This is a genomic window from Salinibacterium sp. SWN1162 (genome assembly GCF_015864675.1).
Classification (GTDB): Bacteria; Actinomycetota; Actinomycetes; order Actinomycetales; family Microbacteriaceae; genus Rhodoglobus.
Map to the genome: position 1 here is coordinate 540755 of NZ_JADYWT010000001.1, position 19750 is coordinate 560504.

Consider the following 19750-nt stretch of genomic DNA (forward strand, 5'->3'; position numbering starts at 1 on the left):
GGCGTTAGCTGTTTAACGCAGCGTCGACGATCGCCTTTGCTTCGGCCTGCACGAGTCGCAAGTGCTCGGCGCCCTTGAACGACTCGGCGTAGATCTTGTACACGTCTTCGGTGCCACTGGGGCGCGCAGCGAACCACGCAAACTCCGTGGTCACCTTCACGCCGCCAATCGCGGCGCCATTTCCCGGAGCCTCCGAGAGCTTTGCCGTGATCGGGTCACCCGCGAGTTCGGTGGCCGTGATTGCAGCCCCACTCAACTTACCCAGCTTGGCCTTCTGCTCTTTGCTGGCCTCGGCATCCACACGCTCGTAGGCGGGGTCACCGAACTCTTCGACGAGTTCTGCGTACAAGACGGATGGCGTCTTGCCGGTGACCGCCAGAATCTCGGCGGCCAGTAGGGCGAGCAGGATGCCGTCTTTGTCGGTTGTCCACACGGAGCCGTCTTTGCGCAAGAAGCTTGCGCCAGCGCTCTCCTCGCCGCCGAACGCGACCGAGCCATCAACGAGTCCGGGAACGAACCACTTGAAACCGACGGGCACCTCGATGAGGTCGCGGCCCATCGCGGCAGCAACCCGGTCGATCATGGAACTGGAGACGAGGGTCTTGCCGACGGCGGCATCCGGGTTCCAGCCCTCGCGGTGCGTGTACAGGTACTGAATCGCGACGGCCAAGTAGTGGTTGGGGTTCATGAGGCCGGCGTCGGGCGTGACGATGCCGTGGCGGTCGGCGTCAGCGTCGTTGCCGGTGAGGATGTCGAACTCGTCGCGGCGGGCGACCACGGAGGCCATCGCTGATTTCGATGATGGGTCCATGCGAATCTTGCCGTCCCAGTCGAGCGTCATAAACGCCCAGGTCGGGTCGACGTCGGGGTTTACGACGGTGAGGTTCAGGTCGTATTTCTCCGCGATGAGCTTCCAATAGTTGACGCTCGCGCCGCCCAGCGGGTCAGCACCGATGCGGATGCCGGCCGTGCGGATCGCGTCGATGTCGATGATGTTCTCGAGGTCGTCAACATAGCGCCCGCGGAAGTCGTAGCTGCCCGCTGCCATGTTCGCGGCGCCGTCGTCGCTGGCCGCGCCCACGTGCTTCACGGCCGTGTTGCCCTCGGCGATGATCGCGTTCGCGCGGTCCGCGATCCAGCCGGTGGCGTCGCTATCGGCGGGGCCACCGTGCGGCGGGTTGTACTTGAAGCCACCATCGCGGGGCGGGTTGTGGCTGGGCGTGATGATGATGCCGTCGGCGAGGTCGTCGTTGCCGGCCGCGTTGTACGCAATGATCGCGTGGCTCAGCGCGGGGGTCGGAACGTAGTCGTCGAACTCATCTTTCAGCGCGAGCACGCCGTTAGCGGCGAGCACCTCGAGAGCGGTGGTCTCGGCGGGCTGAGAGAGCGCATGGGAGTCGCGGCCAATGAACAGGGGGCCCGTGATGCCCTGCGCAGCACGATATTCCACAATCGCCTGCGTGATGGCCGCGATGTGCACTTCATTGAAAGCGGTGTCGAGCGCAGAGCCACGGTGGCCGCTCGTGCCGAACACGACGCGCTGCTCGGGCACCGAAACATCCGGAACCAGCGCGTAATACGCCGCCACCAACTCGGTCACATCGATGAGGTCGGATGCCTGGGCTGTCGTGCCTGCGCGATCGTTCATGCAAACCAGTCTTCCACCTTCACTCGGCGGTGCGCGCGTCATGTGGCAAACACGCAGCCTTCAGAACCCCTAAAGTCGTTGTATGGCAGCAGGAGATCAGGCCCACAACGACAACGTCGACCCCGAAGTGCGCGAGCAGCTTTTGGGCGCCCGCCGCAGCATCGACAACATCGACGCGGCGCTCATCCATTTGCTGGCCGAGCGCTTCAAATACACGCAGCAGGTCGGCCACCTCAAAGCCACCAAGGGACTGCCGGCGTCGGACCCGAACCGTGAGCGCGACCAGATCGCGCGCCTCAAGTCGCTCGCCGAAGAGTCGCACCTCGACCCGGCCTTCGCTGAGAAGTGGTTCAACTTCGTCGTAGCCGAGGTCATCCACCACCACGAACAGATCGCGTCGGGCAGCGAGCCCGAGTCCGGCAAGTAACTGCGTCGTAGCGCGCGTGCAGCACGCTCGGCGCAGCGGCCGCACCGAGCTAGCGCGAGATTCGCAGCACGCTAGCGCGCGCGGATGCCGTGCTGGTCGAGCACGTCGAGGAACGTTGTCGGCTCGGGACGCACCCGGTGGTTGCCGGTCTGTTCTGCCCAGAGCACGGTGCCGGTCGCGTCGGTGATGATCACGGTCGGCACGACGGTATCGCCGCCGGCGGGAGCTCCGGCGCTGAAGATGACGGGCGTGCCGCCGGGCTGCACGATGTCGAGCGCGGCGGCGGCTGCGCCATCCGTATCGATGTAGAAATTGACGGGGATGTCGAAGCGTTGTGAGAGCTCTACGGTGTCGGCGGGCTTTTGGGGGCTGATGATCGCCACGGCGACTCCACGGCGATCGAGCTCGCGGTACTGGTCGGCGATCTGGGCAACCTGGGCCATGCAGAACGGGCACCAGTTGCCGCGAATGAACATGAGCACGTGCGGTTGCTGAGTGAAGATGCTGCTGTCGACGGCAGCGCCATCCACGGTGGTGAGCGGAAACCGCGGCAGGGGCTCGTCGACGCGCACGGGCTTGGTCGAGACGTGCTGCACCGAATACCAGTAGTTGTAGCCGAGAATCACGGCTAGCCCGAGAACGGCCACGGCGACCGCAAACGGCCCGGCCGAGAACGACGCGACGACACCGACGACCGCAACCGAGAGCTGAACCCACGGATGCCGGCGCTGAGCAACCACGAGGCCGGGCATCAGCAACGCCAAATAGAGCGCATACGCAGCCCACGGCAGGGCAGCAGCGAGCCACCACGGTTGTGTTTCCGTGATGGCGCGCGCGACGACGAACGCAATCACCCCGAGGGCTAGCGCGGCCGTAACCTCGCCGTAAACCCTCTTGATGAACTGCACGTTAGGCGCCGAAAGCCTCCGCGAGCGTTCCGCGGTGAGCCGTGAGCAGCTCTTCGAGGGTCAGGGTGAACTGGTCCTGGATTTCGAGGGCGGGGGCGGCAGCATCCGTGACTCCGATGCGCACGGCGGGGTAGTCGCGGCCTTCGCAGAGTCCGCGGAACTTCACGTCATCTTCGCGAGGGATCGACACGATCATGCGACCGGTCGATTCGCTGAAGAGGGCGGTGGCGGCGTCGATTCCGTCGCGCTCGAGAAGTTCGCCGAGCCACACGCGGGCGCCAACGCCGAAGCGCATGACAGATTCTGCGAGAGTCTGGGCGAGTCCACCGTCGGCGAGGTCGTGCGCGCTGGCGATGATGTTCTGCTCGTTGCCGGCCTTGATGAGGTCAGCGAGACGACGCTCGGCAGCGAGGTCAACCTTGGGCGGCAGGCCACCGAGGTGGTCGTGGATAGTGCCAGCCCACGCCGAACCGTCGAGCTCAAGCGCGGTGGTGCCGAGTAGGTAGATGTTGTTGCCCTCGTCTTGCCAGCCGCTCGGGATGCGCTCAGCTACGTCACGGATCAGGCCGAGCACCGCGACCACGGGGGTCGGGTGGATGGGCACATCACCGGTCTGGTTGTAGAAGGAGACGTTTCCGCCGGTGACGGGGATTTCCATCTCAAGGCAACCGTCGGCGAGACCTTCAACGGCGCGGCTGAACTGCCACATCACTTCGGGGTTTTCGGGGCTGCCGAAGTTGAGGCAGTCACTGACGGCGACGGGGTTGGCGCCGGTGGCGGCAACGTTGCGGAACGCTTCGGCCAGAGCGATCTGGGCTCCGGCGTAGGGGTCGAGCTGGCAGAAGCGACCATTGGCGTCGGTCGCGACAGAGAAGCCGAGGCCACTCTCTTCGTCGATGCGCACCATGCCGGCGTCATCCGGGAAGCTCAAGGCGGTGTTGCCGAGCACGTAGCGGTCGTACTGGTCGGTGATCCAGCTCTTGTCGGCGAGGTTGGGGCTCGCGAGCAGCTGCAGCATCTGGTCGCGCAGCTCGATGCCGTCCTTGGGGCGAGCGAGGCCCGAGGCGCTGTCGGCCTGAAGTTTGTCGATCCACTTCGGGTAGGCGACGGGGCGGTCGTAGACGGGGCCATCGATGGCGACGGTGCGCGGCTCGACGTTCACGATTTCTTCGTCGTGCCAGTTGATGATGAGGCGGCCGGTGTCGGTGACTTCACCGAGCACGCTGGTTTCGACATCCCACTTCTCAACAACCTTGAGGAAGCCTTCGAGCTTCTCGGGCTTCACGATCGCCATCATGCGTTCTTGGCTCTCGGACATCAGAATTTCTTCTGCCGTGAGGGTGGGATCGCGCAGCAGTACCTTCTCGAGTTCGATGAACATTCCACCGTCACCGTTGGAGGCGAGCTCGCTCGTGGCGCAGCTGATGCCGGCAGCACCGAGGTCTTGGATGCCCTCCACGAGGTCACCCTGGAACAGTTCGAGGCAGCACTCGATGAGCACCTTTTCGGCGAAGGGGTCGCCGACCTGAACGGCGGGGCGCTTGGTTGGGCCGCCTTCGGAGAAGGAATCGGAGGCGAGGATGGATGCTCCGCCGATGCCATCGCCACCGGTGCGAGCACCGAACAGCACAACCTTGTTGCCCACGCCGCGAGCGTTAGCCAGGTGCAGGTCTTCGTGGCGCAGCACTCCCACAGCGAGCGCGTTGACGAGCGGGTTTGCCTGGTAGACGGAGTCGAAGTACGTTTCGCCGCCAATGTTGGGCAGGCCGAGACAGTTGCCGTAGAAGCTGATGCCCGAGACGACACCCTTGGCAACGCGAGCGGTGTCTGGATTGTCGATGGCGCCGAAGCGGAGCGCATCCATGACAGCAACGGGACGAGCACCCATGGAGATGATGTCGCGAACGATTCCGCCGACGCCGGTCGCAGCGCCCTGGAAGGGCTCGATGTAGCTGGGGTGGTTGTGGCTTTCGATCTTGAAGGTCACAGCCCAACCTTCGCCGACGTCGATGACGCCCGCGTTTTCGCCCATGCCGACCATGAGGTTCTTGGTCATGTTCTCGCTGACCTTCTTGCCGAACTGGCGAAGGTAGTTCTTGGAGGACTTGTAGGAGCAGTGCTCGCTCCACATGACGGAGTACATGGCGAGCTCACCGCTCGTGGGGCGGCGGCCCAGAATCTCGCGAATCTTCGCGTACTCGTCTGGCTTGAGGCCGAGGGCGCCGTAGGGCTGCTCTTTCTCGGGCGTAGCCATCGCGTTCGATACCGTGTCGGCAACATGCTGGCGGGAATTGGTTGAGACGTCAGTCACGAGGGGCTTCTCCCAGAAGATTATGGATGCCGGGGTGCTCACGCCGGCCGCCTCCAGTCTACCTAGGCGTGGGCTCGACGAGCCCCAGCAGACCATGCCCCTAATCCGATGAGCGCTCTGCGCGATGGTGAAGTTATCTGGCGCTGGGCGTCGGATCGGGGCAGAGTTGTTCGTAGTAGAGATGAGAGGCAGCCCAGAAGGGCGCCCGTTGACTAGGGAGCGGCATCGAAATGCACTATTTGTTGTCAGTGATCCATGATTCGGCCAGCCTGGCCACCCCATCCGAGATGGCCGCCATCGACGTTTTCAACGAACGGCTGCAGGCTGAGGGCCAGTGGGTCTTCGCCGGTGGTCTCGGCTTCCCGACGACCGCCACCGTGGTCGATCACCGCGACAAAGAAGTGCTCTTCACCGACGGCCCGTTCGTCGAATCTAGCGAGTACCTGGCCGGCTTCTGGATCATCACCGCACCCGATCTCGACGCAGCGCTCAAGGTAGCGTCTGACGGGTCGAAGGCTTGTAACCGAAAGGTTGAAGTGCGCCCGTTCCTCTAACGGGTCTAACGGGCAAGAGGCGATCAAGCGTTCCTGCGGATGCAGTGAGCGTGGTCGACGCTGTGCGGTCGGATAGATCGCAGACTCAGAACGCCATCAGTGCGAATCCCGCAATGATGCTCAGGAAGCCGATTCCGGTGAGGATTGAACCGATGAGGATCGCGCCGTTCGTGCGGCGAGGCCGCGCGAGACTCCAGCGAGAGGGATGGCACTGGTCGTAGTGCAGAGTGACGTGGGCACCGACATCCATGATGGGAACTTCTGACGGCTCGTGAAGGATGGAGTATTGCCTGCCGTCGCCATCGGACCATCGGAAGCCCTGAAAGCCTCCGGCTTCGAAAACCTCGGCAGTGGTCGCGATCCACTTGCACGCCCGCAGAGCGAGAATCCACCCGAAGATGAGCAGCGGGATGCCGGGGACGAGTCCGACCCAGGACATCGTTTCGAGTACCACTCCTAAAGCGCCCTCAGGTCCGGTCATTCTGCAATATTATCGGCCGCCGGGGTCCTGGATGGTGTCGCTGGAGTCTGTTCGGAAGCCATTCCTCATTGGTTCGAGTCGGCCAGCGCCGAGATCGCAGCGAGGTGACCGTCGAATGCCATTTTGCCGGTGGGGGTGAGCTGCACGGTTGTCGTCAGTCGTCTGTCGTCGCGCTGCGGCGAGGGTTGTTTCGAGGTCGTGGCGTAGCCGAGCTCCACGAGGATGCGGATTGTCTTGGAGAGACTCGCTTCGCTCATGCCCAAGATGTTGATGAGGACGCGAAACTCGGCGGAGTCCAGCGGGCGAAGAACTGCGCACAAGCGAAGTCGGGTGGACGCGTGAATTGACTCGTCGAACCGAGGCTCAGCGGCCATGACGGATTTCCTGCGCCATGGTGCGGCTGAGCATCCGAAGTCCGACGATCGTGACGACCGCAGCTAGCGCTGAGTTCAAGGCGATCGATCCGGAGAGCTCTGAAAACATGATGCCGAGGGATGCGCCAAATAGCGCGACTTCGACCGTCACGAGCGTGATCACGATCGCTAGGCTCCTGCGCCCCACGGGCTTCATGATTGAGACGCCCATCCTCTTGTCGCACTCTTTGTCGAGCGCAGTGGAGGCGCTGATCAACAGGACGCTAATGAGAGTCACGATCCACATGCTGCCCGACAACGGTGCGGCAACGATCACCGCGGTGATTGCCGCGGACGCGAGGGTGTGCCACCACGGATGCTGGGCCACGCGCTGGGCGAGCGCCTGTCGGTCTGCGGTGATGAGATCTATCTGCGCTCGTGCGTCATCACGCTCGGTGCTGCCGGCTTCGCTTTCCATGCGGTTGAGTGTATTACTTTCCATCTCGGAAAGTAAGCAGTAATGAAGATTCGTCACCGCGCTGGATTCTGCACACGGCGGTGCGTCTAGGAAGCGGTCGCCGCGATTAGACCGCGGCGAGATCGAGCGAGCGCTTACGGCCGGGGAGCGCGAACCAGCGCCCGTCATGTTGGCCGACGCGAATCGGATGCGCGAAGGCGGTCGTGACGTTTTCGGTGGTCAGGACCTGTTCGGCTGGCCCGGCCTGCGAGATCCGGCCGTCTGCAATCAAGGCGGCATGGGATGTCGTAGAGGGCAGTTCTTCGAGGTGATGCGTCACGAGAATCGAGGCCAGGCGCGGAAAGTTGGCGGTGAGCCCATCGACGGTTTCGAGGAGTTGCTCGCGCGCCGCGACATCCAACCCAGTGCTGGGCTCGTCGAGAAGCAGCAGGTCAGGCTCGGCGATGAGGGCGCGCGCAATGAGCGCTCGGCCGCGCTCTCCCTGCGACAGGGTCGGCCAGCGGTGGGCTTCCTTGCCCGCCAAGCCCATCTGTTCGATCAGTTCTGTCGCGCGGTTTGTCTGCTGCGCGGAGGGATCCCAGCGTGCGGGAATCTCGAGGGATCCGGTGAGGCCGGTGAGTACGACATCCCGAATCGTGAGGGGTGCGTGAAGCGGATGACGCGGGTTGACGTGCCCGATCGAGCGCCGCAGTGCTTGCAGTTCGACCCGGCCGAGGCGTTGCCCGAGGATGTCCACAGTTCCGGACGTCGGGTGCGCTGAAGCGCCAACGAAGCCAAGAATGGTGCTTTTGCCGGCGCCGTTGGGGCCGAGGAGCGCCCAGTGCTCGCCCGCGCGCACGGTGAGATCGACCTCGTGGAGGATGGTGCGCTCGCCGCGGCGGAAGGTGACGCCGCGCAGCTCGACGACGATGGGATTGCTGCTCGCGGAGTCGTTGGGGTTCACGGGGGAGCTTTCGTTCACGAGGGTGCTTTCGCTGATCAGGGTGCTGATGTTCATGAGAGGGCTCGATGCACGCCGGTGAGGTGCGCTCGACTGCACTCGGCCGCTGCGGCCGGGTCTCGCTCAGCGATCGCTTCGACGAGAGCGGCGTGGGCGGCTTGGTCTGCTTCGTAGTCGTGGGCGGGACGCAGCTTCAGCATCTCGATCATCGCTACGCGCACTCGTGGCACGAAGCCGTAGAACAGTTCCAGCAGCACTTCGTTGTGGGATGCCGCGACGACTTCCCGGTGAAGCGCCATGTCGACGTCCGCGAACTCTTCGGCCGAGTGGTGCGAACCCGAACGATGGGCGAGTGCTCGGCGCATCGCCCGCAGATCTGAGGGTGTGCGTCGATGTGCCGCGAGGGCGGCGGCTTCGGCCTCGATGGCAACCCGAGCTTCGAGGACGGAGGCCACAGACACTCGGCGCAGCACGACATCCCAGTCCTCAGCGATCTCGGTCGAGATCACGAAGACGCCGGAGCCTTGACGGCTTTCGAGCACGCCTTGCCCGGCGAGTTCACGGATGGCCTCCCGCAACGTGGAGCGCCCGACCCCGATCTCGGCGGCCAGCGTCGTCTCGCCCGGCAGCTTGTGCCCCAAGGGCCACTCGCCGGCGCGGATGCGCCCGAGAAGCACCTCGGCTGCCTGCGCGGCGAGCCGCACTTGTTGCACTGCTGATGCCATGCAGGTGCTCCGATCGCTGTGTTTGTCTGTCTCGTAACCTTACACCTCAGACAAGTTGCACGAGCCTGCTCGGTGACGTGACTGTGGCATCGATACAGGACGGATTGGGGCGCTTCGCCTCTCAACTGGCCGCTCGGGGAAGCAAGCCTAAGAAGCCCGGAGCTCTTGCCCAAGCGGGTAGGTCCAGCTAGCATTGGAAGTGCCTCCCGTTACGACGGGGAAGGAAGAAGACCTTAGAACCCCAGCCGGACGACTGGATCTAGGGTCTTTCGTTTTTTCCTGACGAAAATTCCTCGGGCGTTAGGGATTCGCTAGTACACCGGTGAACTACGAAAGTGTGTGACAAGGCCTCGAGGTGACTCTTCTCGCCTAGATAATCGGCGTTGATTGCGCCGAGTGCAGCGTCAGCAATCCACAACAGCGGCTCGTCGCCGCCACGAAGGTGAGTGATGCGGACGCCCTTGGATTGGCCAGAATTCTGCAAACCAACAATGTGGGCGCGATCTAGCTTGTCCTGCTTGGGGCTGCGGCTCTCGAGCGTGACGTCCTGGACATTCATCGCGGTCATCTCCGAATAGAAATCACCAAGGCACTTTCGGCGGAAGCGTTCAGTTTTCTTTTGCCGTGTGGAGCGATGCGCAATCACTACATTCATGGTCCCCAGTTCACAAAGCAACGCGATAATTCGGCGTCGTCTGGACTCGCTCTCGTCAGTCCAGTGAAGTTTGATCTGCCCGGGCAACAGCAGGGGGCGAAGCCGCTCGCGAACGTCTTCGCATTCGTCGACGGGCACGAGAGCCGCACCGATCAGATACTCCTGCTGGCTCTCTCCGCGGTTCGCGGACGACTCATCGGCGAAGGCGTGAAACGTAATCGGGGATGGCACCCCTGCTACGGTACAGCGGTCGATATCGTCCGATGCGGGGAATCCAAGAACTGTGGAGTCGGGAACACAAGGCGGCAAAGTTCACCACAAGTTGTCTTGAGTTATTCAAAACAACTGATACGGTCGTACTCATGGAAACAGTGACGGATGCGGCGCTCGCCGACACCCTGCGAGAGGCCGGTCTCAAAGTGACCGAGCCCCGCGTCGCTGTGCTGACCGCCCTTACCGAGATCCCGCACTCCGATGCCGACACGATCTTCGGGGCGGTTCTACCGAGTGTGCCCGGCACCTCCCTCCAAGCCGTGTACGGAGTGCTGGCGGCGCTCACGACGGCGGGCTTGCTGCGCAAGATCGAGCCGGCAGGGTCATCCGCTCTCTATGAACGCCGCACTGGCGACAACCATCACCACATCGTGTGCACCGAATGCAGTGCTGTGCGTGACGTGGACTGTGTTGTTGGTCATGCGCCGTGCCTCACACCATCCGACGCCGGCGGCTTCACCGTGCACACCGCCGAAGTGAACTTCTGGGGCGTTTGCCCCGATTGCCAGAACGCTCTCACCAAAAAGAGCGCAGACTGAACAACACAGACAGAGCTGTCTACGCTGTCGCCCCATCTTCAATTCGCCACTAATCACCCCCACATAAAGGAGACATCGTGACTGAACCCACGACAACCCAGGCCGGCGCACCCATTGCGAGCGACGAACATTCGCTCACTACGGGTCCCGATGGCGTAACCGCACTTCACGACCGCTTCTTGGTCGAGAAGCTCGCCGCGTTCAACCGCGAGCGTGTGCCGGAGCGCAACCCCCACGCCAAGGGTGGTGGAGCATTCGGAGAGTTCGTCGTCACCGAAGACGTGTCGCAGTTCACGAAGGCCGCCGTCTTCCAAAAGGGCACTAAGAGTGAAACCATTCTCCGCATCTCGTCGGTAGCCGGTGAACAGGGCTCGCCCGACACCTGGCGCGACGTTCGTGGATTCGCACTGCGTTTCTACAGCACCGAGGGTAACTACGACATCGTCGGAAACAACACCCCCATCTTCTTCTTGCGCGATGCAATGAAGTTCCCCGACTTCATCCACTCGCAGAAGCGCATGGGCGACTCTGGTCTGCGCAACGCCGACATGCAGTGGGACTTCTGGACCCTCTCGCCCGAAAGCGCCCACCAGGTCACCTACCTCATGGGTGACCGCGGTCTCAGCAAGTCGTGGCGCCACATCAACGGCTACGGATCGCACACCTACCAGTGGATCAACGCCGCCGGTGAGCGCTTCTGGGTGCAGTACCACTTCCACTCCCGCCAGGGTGTCGAACTGATGGAAGCCGCGGATGCTGAACGCATCGCCGGTGAAGACGCCGACTACTACCGTCGCGACCTCTTCGACTCCATCGCCAAGGGCGACTTCCCCACGTGGGACGTCTCGGTTCAGGTCATGCCCTACGAAGAAGCCAAGACCTACCGCTTCAACCCCTTCGACATGACCAAGACTTGGTCGCACGAGGACTACCCACTGATTCCGGTTGGCCACTTCACGCTCAACCGCAACCCGGAGAACTTCTTCGCGCAGATCGAGCAGTCAGCGTTCTCGCCGTCGAACATGGTTCCCGGCACCGACATCAGCCCCGACAAGATGCTGATGGCGCGCGTGTTCTCCTACCCGGATGCCCAGCGCAACCGCATCGGAGCAAACTACAACCAGCTCCCCGTCAACCAGCCTCACGCCTCCGAAGCGCGCAACTACCAGCACGAAGGCGCCATGAACTACAAGATCGGTGACGCTGCAGCGCGCACGTACACGCCGAACTCGTTCGGTGGACCGGCAGCTCAGCCCGAGCTGGCTGGCGAAGGCGGCTGGGCAAGCGACGGCGAACTCATGCGCAGCGCTCAGACCCTGCACTCCGAAGACGACGACTTCGGTCAGGCCGGAACGCTCTACCGCGAAGTCTTCTCGGCAGAGTCGAAGGCTCGCTTCATCGAAACCCTCACCGGACAGGGCCGTGGCATCACCGTTCCCGAGATCCTCGAGCGTTTCTACTGGTACTGGGGCAGCGTGGATGCCGAACTCGGCGCCACCCTGCGCAAGACCGTTCCCGGCAATGGCGACACCGCCAACGAGGAAGCTGACCCCGTCGGAGTCGGCCCCGCCGAGTAGCACTGAGCTGAAACGGCATCGCTAACGCGAAGTCGAACACCGGATGCCCGGTCCCCGAACGTTGGGGGCCGGGCATCCGTGCCTTAAGAAGCGAAGAGGCCTGCTCCGCAAGCGATCGTGCGTTAAGAGGCGAGGGCGAGAGCGCCATCGATGATCGCGACGGTTCCTCCGAGGTAGGCCACGATGATGACCGCAATGCGCGCTGCTCGATGGCTGATGTGACGAGTGAGCACTTCACCCAGCGCGAGCCCGACGAGCAGTGAGCCGATGATGAGGATCCAGCTGGCGACATCCAAATTGGGTACCACTCCGCCGGAGAAAATGGTTTTTGTGATGAGGGCAGACGAGCCCACAATCACAAAATAGGGCTGCAGTGTGGCCGCGAAGTTCACTTGCGGCCAGCGCATCAGCACCGCGTAGATGCTGAGGGCCGGGCCGCCGACTCCCGCAGCCGTATTCATGAAACCTGATGCTGCCCCCGCCACAATTGCCGCCGGGCGGGCCGGAACGATGTGTTCAGCGCGCGTGATGAGCAACGTCGCGGTGAGCGCCACAATGACGAGCACCCCAACGCTGAGCTGCAGCACGGAGCCGGGTAAACGAGTGACGAGCAGCGAGCCGGGGATGATCGCCAGCACTGCCGGGATCGCCAGCCACGCCAGGGTGCGCCACTCGATGTGGCGCCAGACGCGCGGAATGATGAGCAGCGACGAGACCACGCCGCACAGGTTCACGACGAGCACGCCGTCGAACGGGCCGAGCAGAATCACGATCAGCGGCGACGCCACGAGCGCGAAACCCATGCCCGTAATGCGTTGAGAGAGTGCTCCTATAACGACGGCGAGAGCGACAAGAGCGAGCACCGCCCTAGCCTAAGCGGATGCCGGGGTTGCGCCAGACCGGAGCAGGCTCAGAGTGCGGCTCGCCGCCGCGAGACAGTGGCGATGCTGGCCCGGCTACAGGTTTTTGGCGTAGCAGACGCTTAGTTCTTCGCCCACGTAGTCGCCGAAGTTTTCAATACGGCTGTAGCCTTCGCGCTCGTAGAAGCGCATCGCGTCGGGCTGGGCTGTTCCGGTTTCGAGGGCGAGGGTCGTCGCTGACTGCGCGCGAGCCCACTCCTCGAGTCCCTTAAGCACAGCGACCGCAATGCCGGTGCCGCGCTGGGCGGGTGTAACGTACATCCGCTTCACTTCAAAGATCTCTTCGCTGAGCTCACGGAGCCCGCCGCACCCAGCCGGAACGCCATCAACGTAGGCGATCAAGAAGACGACAACAGAGTCAGCGTTCGGCTTGACGCCGGGTTCGCTGTCTTCTGTTCCGTACCGTGCGGTGAGCTCGGCGCGCTGTGCCGCACGCAGCATGACCGAGTCGGCATGCTCGAAGGGAACGCTGCGGAGTTCGAGTTCGTAAGTGTCTTCCACGTCAGAATTCTAGTCTGCGTGTCACGCGGAGCTCGCCAAGTGTCGACGACGCTGTTAGCGGTGATTAGTTGCGACTCGGGAAGATTCCTAGGTGGCAGAGTGTCCACGTCATGTTGTTAGGCGTGACCGCGCTCATGTCGGGAATGTTGAAGGTGGTGCGACCATTACCGCCGTAGGTGGTCCCTAGAAGCGAGAAGAGTGCAGTGTTGTTTGCAATTAACAGTTCACGCCCATCGGCCACGATGCCTTCACCGGCGTAGCTTGATGCTGTCAATGAGAGGGTGCCCAGATAGCACTCGTAGGTTCCGCCGTCACCCGCGCGATTAACGCTACTTCCGAAGCTGTCGGAGAGAGCGGAATTACCGGTTGCGCCTGTTGCGCCGGCAGCTCCTGTTGCCCCAGTTGCGCCGGCAGCTCCCGTTTCGCCTGTTGGGCCCGCGTCGCCCTGAGGCCCCTGCGGGCCGGCCGGGCCGTCAGCGCCGTTGGTGCCCGTTGCGCCGGTGGGGCCTGTGGCGCCGGTGAGGCCGATGGGGCCGGTCGCTCCGGTGAGTCCGATGGGACCGGTGGGTCCTGCAGCGCCGTCTGCGCCGCTAGTGCCGTCTGCACCCGCCGCGCCGTCTGCGCCATTAGTGCCGTCTGCACCCGCCGGGCCAGTGGCTCCCGTCGGTCCGCTGAGCGCGGTGCCCCCGTTCGCCCCGGTGAGTCCTGTTGCGCCTGTCGCGCCATTGAGACCGTCGGTGCCATCAACGCCATCTGTGCCGTCGATTCCATCAGCGCCGTTCTGCCCGTCTTCGCCGTCGGCGCCGGCCGCGGCAGCATCGGTCATGAAAACTGCTTCGACGAAACCGGCACCGCACGAGTCGCCGGCGTCAATGAGCTTGATTGCTGAGGCGGTGGTGTCAACGCAAGCCTTCTGCAGTGCATCCGCAGAACTGCCCTGGCTTGTGCAGCCGGCGAGCATCACGGCGGCAATCGCTGCCCCCGCAAGCAATCGAAGCGAACGTGAGGGAGCGCGAAGCGGTGAAGGCAAGAATGATCCAGTCAATTGAGGTGGCGCCAAGATGCGCCAGTGGTTCATGCCAATCTATCGATGCGCGACAAGTGGACTACGAGAGGTCTCGACCCCCATTAGTAGGGGTGCGTTCGCGCGCCACCACGACATTCGCAGAGAGGTTGCCATCGTCGACCCCGCCATCGTGATGATTGTGCTGGTTTCGTGGTCAAACTAACTCCGTTGTGCGTGAGCACAGTGGGAGGGTGCAGACTTTGAACTATGGAGAAAGCGAACGCCTTCAACGACGCGGTGCGCGCTGTTCGCGACGGCGCACGTGATGCAGATGAATCCGCCACCCAGCTCATCGCTCTGCTGACTGACAAAGAACTGCTCGGCTTGCTCGACGGAGACTCTCCTCGGCGACTTTTGCCCTTCATCCCTGTCCTTCTCGGGCGGCGACCGTTCGTGGCCGGAGCCGTTGCGCGGCTCGGAATTCCGGGCATCCGCTTCAGTGATGGTGCTCGCGGTGTCGTTATCGGAGCGGCTACGGCGTTCCCCGTGACGATGGCGCGGGCGGCGACGTGGGATCCAGAGCTTGAGCAGCGCGTCGGGGTGGCGATCGGTGCCGAGACCCGCGCGCAGGGTGCCAACTATTCGGCATCGGTGTGCATCAACTTGCTGCGGCATCCGGCCTGGGGCCGCGCGCAGGAATGCTACGGCGAAGATCCGGTGCTCGTCGGTCAGATGGGCTCGGCCCTTACCCGCGGCGTTCGGGTGCACACGATGGCGTGCGTCAAGCATTTCGCGCTTAACTCGATGGAGAACGAACGCTTCGAAGTGGATGTCGCCGTCGATGACCACGCGCTGCACGAGGTGTATTTGCCCCATTTCAAGGCGACAGTGGATGCCGGAGCCGACTCGATTATGAGCGCCTACAACCGAGTGCGCGGCGAGTACATGGACGTCAATCGCGCCCTGCTCACCGACGTGCTGCGCGACGAGTGGGGCTTCACGGGCTTCGTGACGAGCGACTGGGTGTTCGGCACCCACGATGCGGTCGCGAGCCTCGAAGCCGGCATGGACATCGAAATGCCGCTGCGGATGCTGCGGGCGCGCGCACTGCCGGCGGCGTTGCGCAACGGTCAGCTCGACCGCACCACCGTGCTGCAGTCGGCTCACCGCATCCTGAGTACCAGTATTCTTCATGCCGCCACGCGCGAGCAGCAGGAGCCAAGCGCGACCGTCATCGCCTCTCCCGCGCACCGGGCCCTTGCCCTTCAGGCCGCCGCCGAGTCCATCGTGCTGCTCAAGAATGACGCCATCGATGAGACGCCACTGCTGCCGTTGCCGCGCACCACGCGCCGGCTAGCAGTCGTCGGGCGGCTTGCCGACGGAGACAATCTGGGCGATCACGGCTCATCGCGGGTGCGGCCGCCGTCTACCGTTTCTCCGCTGCAGGGGATACGCGAAGCGTTCCCCGCGGCACACATCACGACCGATTCAGGCAAGAACGAGAGCGCTGCGGCCGCGCTCGCCGCGCAGGCAGAGGTCGCGATCGTCGTTGTCGGCCTCGATCAGCATGACGAAGGCGAGTCGGTGGTCACCGGGGGAGTCGACGTCGGCATTCTCGGTCGCGCATTTAATTCAGGTTTGTCCCGCCGCATTTTCATCGGATTGGCACACCTCGCCGCACGCTTCGTTCGCGGTGGCGATCGCAGCTCGCTCGAACTGCGGCCATCTGACGCGAGTCTCATCAGAGCCGTTGCCGCAGCCAACCCGCGCACGGTGGTGGTGCTGGTAGGCGGCAGTGCGATCGTGACCGACGCCTGGCGCGAACGTATCCCGGCGCTGGTTCTGGCCTGGTACGGCGGTATGGAAGGCGGGCACGCGCTCGCGAGCATGCTCACGGGAGACACCGAGCCCGGAGGCCGGTTGCCGTTCGTCATCCCGCGCGACGCAGCGCACCTGCCGCCGTTTGATAGCGCGGCTAAAGCGGTCGTGTACGACGACAAGTGGGGTCAGCGCCACCTCGATGCCACCGGCGTCGCTCCCGCCTTCCCGTTCGGATTCGGCTTGGGCTACACCACGATGACTCATGAACTGCTCGATCACACGTTCGCCGACACTGGCGGCACCGCTCGCGTTCTCGTCACCAATACGGGCAACCGCGCCGGCTCCACCGTGGTGCAGCTCTATGCTGCTGACGTGGCGGCCGAGCATCCGGTAGCCCAGTTAGTCGGCTTTCAGAAAGTCACGGTGCCGAGTGGGGCGAGCGCGACCGTGCAAATAACACTCGATGCGGGGCCGACGTTGCAGCGGGATCCGAATACTCGGCAGTGGAGCGCGCGGTCAGGTGAGTGGGCGCTACTCGCGGCTCAGTGCAGCCCTTCCGACTGGGCCGGAGCGGTGCCGTTTCGCCCGACCGCTGACTAGCGGATGCGGGCTGCGACGAGCGCTAGAACTGCTACTGCGCTCGCGGCGACGGCTGTGCGTGCGGAAGCGCGTCGATGCGGACTCGCAGCGAATCGTCGTTGCGCAGCACGGCCCGAATTAGGCGGCGGCCCTCCCACCGAAGCGACGCGAGCGTCTGGTCGGGGCGGAGCACTAACTCTCCCTCGGTCGACGCGTACCGCTTCTGCAGGTCTTTCAACTCATCCGCTTTCAGGAGTGCCACCGTGCTGTTATCGGTGGGATCCGTCAGCCGCACTAGAGCAGAATCTCCCCGCAGATCGCTCGCCACCAATCGCTTTTCACTGGCGGCAAGAATGGCTTTTTGAGCGTCACGAGTTACGACGATCGGGCGGCGCGGGCCGTCGAGCAGTCCGGTGAGAACGTCGGCTGCGGCATCCGGGCGGCCGGTCTTTTTCGCCGCCGCCTGCATTCGGGCAAGTCGCCCCGGTTCTTGCAAGATCCGGTCGATCTTCCACCCGAGGGTGGTGACGTTGTTGCAGCGAACAGCAGCGCCCTGCTCCATGAGGTAGTCACCGTTACGAACTTCTTGACCCGGGATGGGGTTCACCAGCACCATGGGCAATCCCGCCGCCATGCATTCGGAAGCCGACAACCCGCCAGGCTTGCCCACGAACAGATCGGCGCTTCTCAGTAGCGCCGGCATCTCAGTCGTGAACCCCAGAACCTGAAAACGGTCGTCAGCCCCGACAAGTCTCTCAATGTCTGCGCGAGTCTCGACGTTGTGCCCGCACACAACAGTTGCCGTGAACGCCGAGCGCATATGAAGCGTCTGTCGCACGACAGCGGTGGCGTAATCCCCGCCCGCAGCGCCTGCAGAAATCAGGATGTGCGGGATGTCGTTGGTGACGCGATCGGGCGCAACGTCCGACGGTGTACTGATGGGGATGCCGGTAGCAGCCACGCGATCGGACGGGAAGCCGAGCGCCATCAGCTCGACCTTGCCCTCCTCACGCGCCACATTGAACGAGTGGAAGGCGCTGGTGAGCCACAGCCCCTGCGGGTCGTAGTCGGTCGTGACCACCGCTGTTTTGGCGTCAATCACCCCGCGCATGAGAAGGGTCGCCATGAGCTGAGCCGGGAGGAAATGGGTACTCACGATGGCGGTCGGCTGAAAGCGTTTGATGGCCCGAATCACGGGGAGAGAGTTGGCCTGTGTCCACGGGTCGATGGGGCCGCGACGCCAAAACGGGGCGTCACTGACGTCGTACGCCCAGTCGAGCAGCCAGGGCAAACCCTTGGCGAGTACGAAATAGCCCTTGCCCAGCACGTCGCGGTACAGCGTGCTGCTGACCTGCAACACGTCGAGCACCTGCACCTCGGCGACATCGGTGCGGGCGTCACACGCTTGGCGCACAGCCGCGGCGGCGCTGTTGTGACCCGATCCGACCCCGGCAGACAAGATCAGAACCCGCTCTCCGCCAGCAGTGGGGAAATGAGCGGGCTGGGTGTCTGGCATGGGGAAATGATAGTCGAGCCCGATGCGGCCGCGCCCGGAGTGCGTGGCGTAACACCTCCGGCGAATTTCTTAGAGCCAGCGGTGCTCGGTGGTCGCCACCCGGGCGGCTTCGGCAAAGCGGGCGAATCGTTCGCGCTCCACCGCGTCATACGTTTCTGCCGCCACGGATGCTTCGAGCCGGTCGATCTGCGCCGCCACCGCTTCTGACTGCTCGGTGCGTTGCGCGCGGTAGCCAACCTCTTGCAGCAGTTGGTACAAACGCTCCACCACGCCGGGGTCGCTCGCGCCATAGCGCCGTGGCTGAGTCAGGGCGACGTCGAGCAGGTTGATGAAGTTGTGGGGCTTGATGATGACGCGCACGATGTCGTCATCATCGGTGAGGCCGCGCGACTGAATCTCCAGGTCCGCGAGCGAGCACAGCGTCGCTGAAATATGCCCGAGCGTGTGCACGGCCGTCGTGGGGTCGTTGACTCCGGGGGAGAGGGCGCGCGCCGTGATGTCGACGAGTTGCCGGATGCCAAAACCAATATCTTGGCTGGCCGTGCGCTCGTAAGCGAGGCTGACGGCACCGACCAGCGCGCTGTTGATGGCGTCGCGCGCGTCGTCATCCAGATGCCGCATCGGGTCGCGGGGCCACCAGCGAAGTACGGGGGTTCCGCTCACGACATGGTGGCCAACCGTGTGTTCTTCGCGCGCCACGATGTCGTTCTTGATCGCGATGGTCAGCAAGCGGGAGCGGTCGCTCGAGCGGATGAACCCCGAACGTTTGGCCAAGGCAAGTTCGATGCGTTCGGCAGGTGGCCAGGCGGGCAGTTCCGTTTCACCGGTAGCCATCGTGGATGCCACCAGCTCGATGGTCTTGCTGGTTTCGAGGTAAACCTGCCGCATCGTGGTCTCAATGCGCAGCTGCCGCGCGAGGTGCGCGAGAAAAAGCGTGAGCATGACAACGCTCGCCAGGGTCAGCAGCGACGCCAACGTCACCGCAAGGCGGGGCACGATCGGGTCGATGCTGTCATCGCCATCCTGAACTGTGCGCAACACCGTGAGGGCGTAGGCGAAGGTACCCACGAACACCGAGAGGGTCCAGTGCACGGTCTGGTCTTTGAGGAAGGTGCGCAGCACACGCGGCGATGCCTGGCTGCTGGCCAGTTGCAGTGCAACGACGGTAAGAGAGAAGGTAAGAGAGGTCGCCGTGATCAGCGAACCCGAGATGGCCGAGAGCACGGCGCGCGCGCTTTCGGGGCCACCGGCGAACAGAATGCGTTCGAACGCGGCCGGAAGTGAGTCATCCACGGCGCGGTCGATCAAGGGGATCACGATGCCCAAGATCACCGCCAGAATGATGGACATCGTAGGCAGCGGCCAGAGTTCAGCTGCGATGCCCTCACGCAGCGTGGCGATCCAGCGGCGCAGGGAATTGCGACGTGCACTCTGTGTTGCTAGCTCGCTCATGACAGCCCTCTCGAATCGCCCCAGTTAATCACGTCAGGCTTTGTTGTGGTGCCTGCCCCTAGGGTGGAACAACGCGAATGAAAGGA

19 protein-coding genes are annotated in these 19750 nt (G+C 63.6%); 5 read left to right on the forward strand and 14 right to left on the reverse strand.

The window, feature by feature from the left end; genetic code table 11:
* Positions 1–4: 4 nt before the first annotated feature.
* Positions 5–1648, reverse strand: a complete 1644-nt coding sequence (gene pgm / locus I6E58_RS02475) for a phosphoglucomutase (alpha-D-glucose-1,6-bisphosphate-dependent) (RefSeq protein WP_197130023.1) — start codon at positions 1646–1648, stop codon at positions 5–7.
* A gap of 82 nt (positions 1649–1730) precedes the next feature.
* On the opposite strand from pgm, the gene I6E58_RS02480 reads away from it, so the two are divergent.
* Positions 1731–2075 carry a chorismate mutase gene (locus I6E58_RS02480; protein WP_197130026.1) on the forward strand — a complete coding sequence of 115 codons (345 nt, stop codon included), beginning with the start codon at positions 1731–1733 and terminating at the stop codon, positions 2073–2075.
* 71 nt (positions 2076–2146) lie between these two features.
* On the opposite strand, the gene I6E58_RS02485 is transcribed toward I6E58_RS02480, so the two are convergent.
* Together I6E58_RS02485 and purL are read right to left on the reverse strand one after the other, a co-directional pair.
* Positions 2147–2983 (reverse strand): peroxiredoxin, encoded by an 837-nt coding sequence (locus tag I6E58_RS02485; protein WP_197130027.1) that lies wholly within the window; start codon positions 2981–2983, stop codon positions 2147–2149.
* 1 nt (position 2984) lies between these two features.
* Positions 2985–5237 carry a phosphoribosylformylglycinamidine synthase subunit PurL gene (gene purL, locus I6E58_RS02490; protein ID WP_231595270.1) on the reverse strand — a complete coding sequence of 751 codons (2253 nt, stop codon included), beginning with the start codon at positions 5235–5237 and terminating at the stop codon, positions 2985–2987.
* A gap of 287 nt (positions 5238–5524) precedes the next feature.
* Here purL and I6E58_RS02495 point away from each other — a divergent pair, with 287 nt between their 5' ends.
* Complete coding sequence (locus tag I6E58_RS02495; RefSeq protein ID WP_197130034.1) at positions 5525–5848, forward strand: YciI family protein; 324 nt, start codon at positions 5525–5527, stop codon at positions 5846–5848.
* Positions 5849–5933: 85 nt separating this feature from the next.
* Here I6E58_RS02495 and I6E58_RS02500 read toward each other — a convergent pair whose 3' ends face one another.
* The 6 genes from I6E58_RS02500 to I6E58_RS02525 form a co-directional block, all read right to left on the reverse strand.
* Positions 5934–6329: a hypothetical protein gene (locus I6E58_RS02500; protein WP_231595122.1), complete on the reverse strand. Its 396-nt coding sequence runs from the start codon at positions 6327–6329 to the stop codon at positions 5934–5936.
* 65 nt (positions 6330–6394) lie between these two features.
* Positions 6395–6703: a transcriptional regulator gene (locus I6E58_RS02505; RefSeq protein ID WP_197130035.1), complete on the reverse strand. Its 309-nt coding sequence runs from the start codon at positions 6701–6703 to the stop codon at positions 6395–6397.
* The gene (locus I6E58_RS02510; RefSeq protein ID WP_197130036.1) at positions 6693–7184 is read right to left on the reverse strand and encodes a hypothetical protein; all 492 of its coding nucleotides are present in this window, start codon (positions 7182–7184) and stop codon (positions 6693–6695) included. Before I6E58_RS02510 ends, I6E58_RS02505 begins: the two co-directional genes overlap by 11 nt.
* An 82-nt stretch (positions 7185–7266) precedes the next feature.
* Complete coding sequence (locus I6E58_RS02515; protein WP_231595123.1) at positions 7267–8157, reverse strand: ABC transporter ATP-binding protein; 891 nt, start codon at positions 8155–8157, stop codon at positions 7267–7269.
* A complete protein-coding gene (locus tag I6E58_RS02520) occupies positions 8154–8825 on the reverse strand; it encodes a FadR/GntR family transcriptional regulator (RefSeq protein ID WP_197130037.1) in 672 nt (223 codons plus the stop codon). The genes I6E58_RS02515 and I6E58_RS02520 overlap by 4 nt, the downstream gene beginning before the upstream one ends.
* 259 nt (positions 8826–9084) lie before the next feature.
* The gene (locus I6E58_RS02525; RefSeq protein ID WP_231595124.1) at positions 9085–9711 is read right to left on the reverse strand and encodes a hypothetical protein; all 627 of its coding nucleotides are present in this window, start codon (positions 9709–9711) and stop codon (positions 9085–9087) included.
* Between the two features lie 131 nt (positions 9712–9842).
* Between I6E58_RS02525 and I6E58_RS02530 the strand changes: the two genes are divergently transcribed.
* The gene (locus tag I6E58_RS02530) at positions 9843–10292 is read left to right on the forward strand and encodes a Fur family transcriptional regulator (protein WP_197130038.1); all 450 of its coding nucleotides are present in this window, start codon (positions 9843–9845) and stop codon (positions 10290–10292) included.
* Between the two features lie 77 nt (positions 10293–10369).
* Positions 10370–11869, forward strand: a complete 1500-nt coding sequence (locus tag I6E58_RS02535; RefSeq protein WP_197130039.1) for a catalase — start codon at positions 10370–10372, stop codon at positions 11867–11869.
* A 122-nt stretch (positions 11870–11991) separates the two neighbouring features.
* On the opposite strand, the gene I6E58_RS02540 is transcribed toward I6E58_RS02535, so the two are convergent.
* From I6E58_RS02540 to I6E58_RS14385, 3 genes are all read right to left on the reverse strand, one after another.
* Positions 11992–12732 (reverse strand): sulfite exporter TauE/SafE family protein, encoded by a 741-nt coding sequence (locus I6E58_RS02540; protein ID WP_197130041.1) that lies wholly within the window; start codon positions 12730–12732, stop codon positions 11992–11994.
* A gap of 93 nt (positions 12733–12825) precedes the next feature.
* Positions 12826–13290 (reverse strand): GNAT family N-acetyltransferase, encoded by a 465-nt coding sequence (locus tag I6E58_RS02545; RefSeq protein ID WP_197130043.1) that lies wholly within the window; start codon positions 13288–13290, stop codon positions 12826–12828.
* A 64-nt stretch (positions 13291–13354) separates the two neighbouring features.
* Positions 13355–14368 (reverse strand): tail fiber protein, encoded by a 1014-nt coding sequence (locus I6E58_RS14385; protein ID WP_197130045.1) that lies wholly within the window; start codon positions 14366–14368, stop codon positions 13355–13357.
* A gap of 195 nt (positions 14369–14563) precedes the next feature.
* Here I6E58_RS14385 and I6E58_RS02555 point away from each other — a divergent pair, with 195 nt between their 5' ends.
* The gene (locus I6E58_RS02555) at positions 14564–16717 is read left to right on the forward strand and encodes a beta-glucosidase (protein WP_197130048.1); all 2154 of its coding nucleotides are present in this window, start codon (positions 14564–14566) and stop codon (positions 16715–16717) included.
* Positions 16718–16748: 31 nt separating this feature from the next.
* On the opposite strand, the gene I6E58_RS02560 is transcribed toward I6E58_RS02555, so the two are convergent.
* The gene (locus I6E58_RS02560) at positions 16749–18212 is read right to left on the reverse strand and encodes a glycosyltransferase (protein WP_197130051.1); all 1464 of its coding nucleotides are present in this window, start codon (positions 18210–18212) and stop codon (positions 16749–16751) included.
* Positions 18213–18281: 69 nt separating this feature from the next.
* Entirely contained in the window at positions 18282–19664 is a 1383-nt protein-coding gene (locus I6E58_RS02565; protein ID WP_197130054.1) for a DUF2254 domain-containing protein, read from the reverse strand.
* Between the last annotated feature and the right edge of the window lie 86 nt (positions 19665–19750).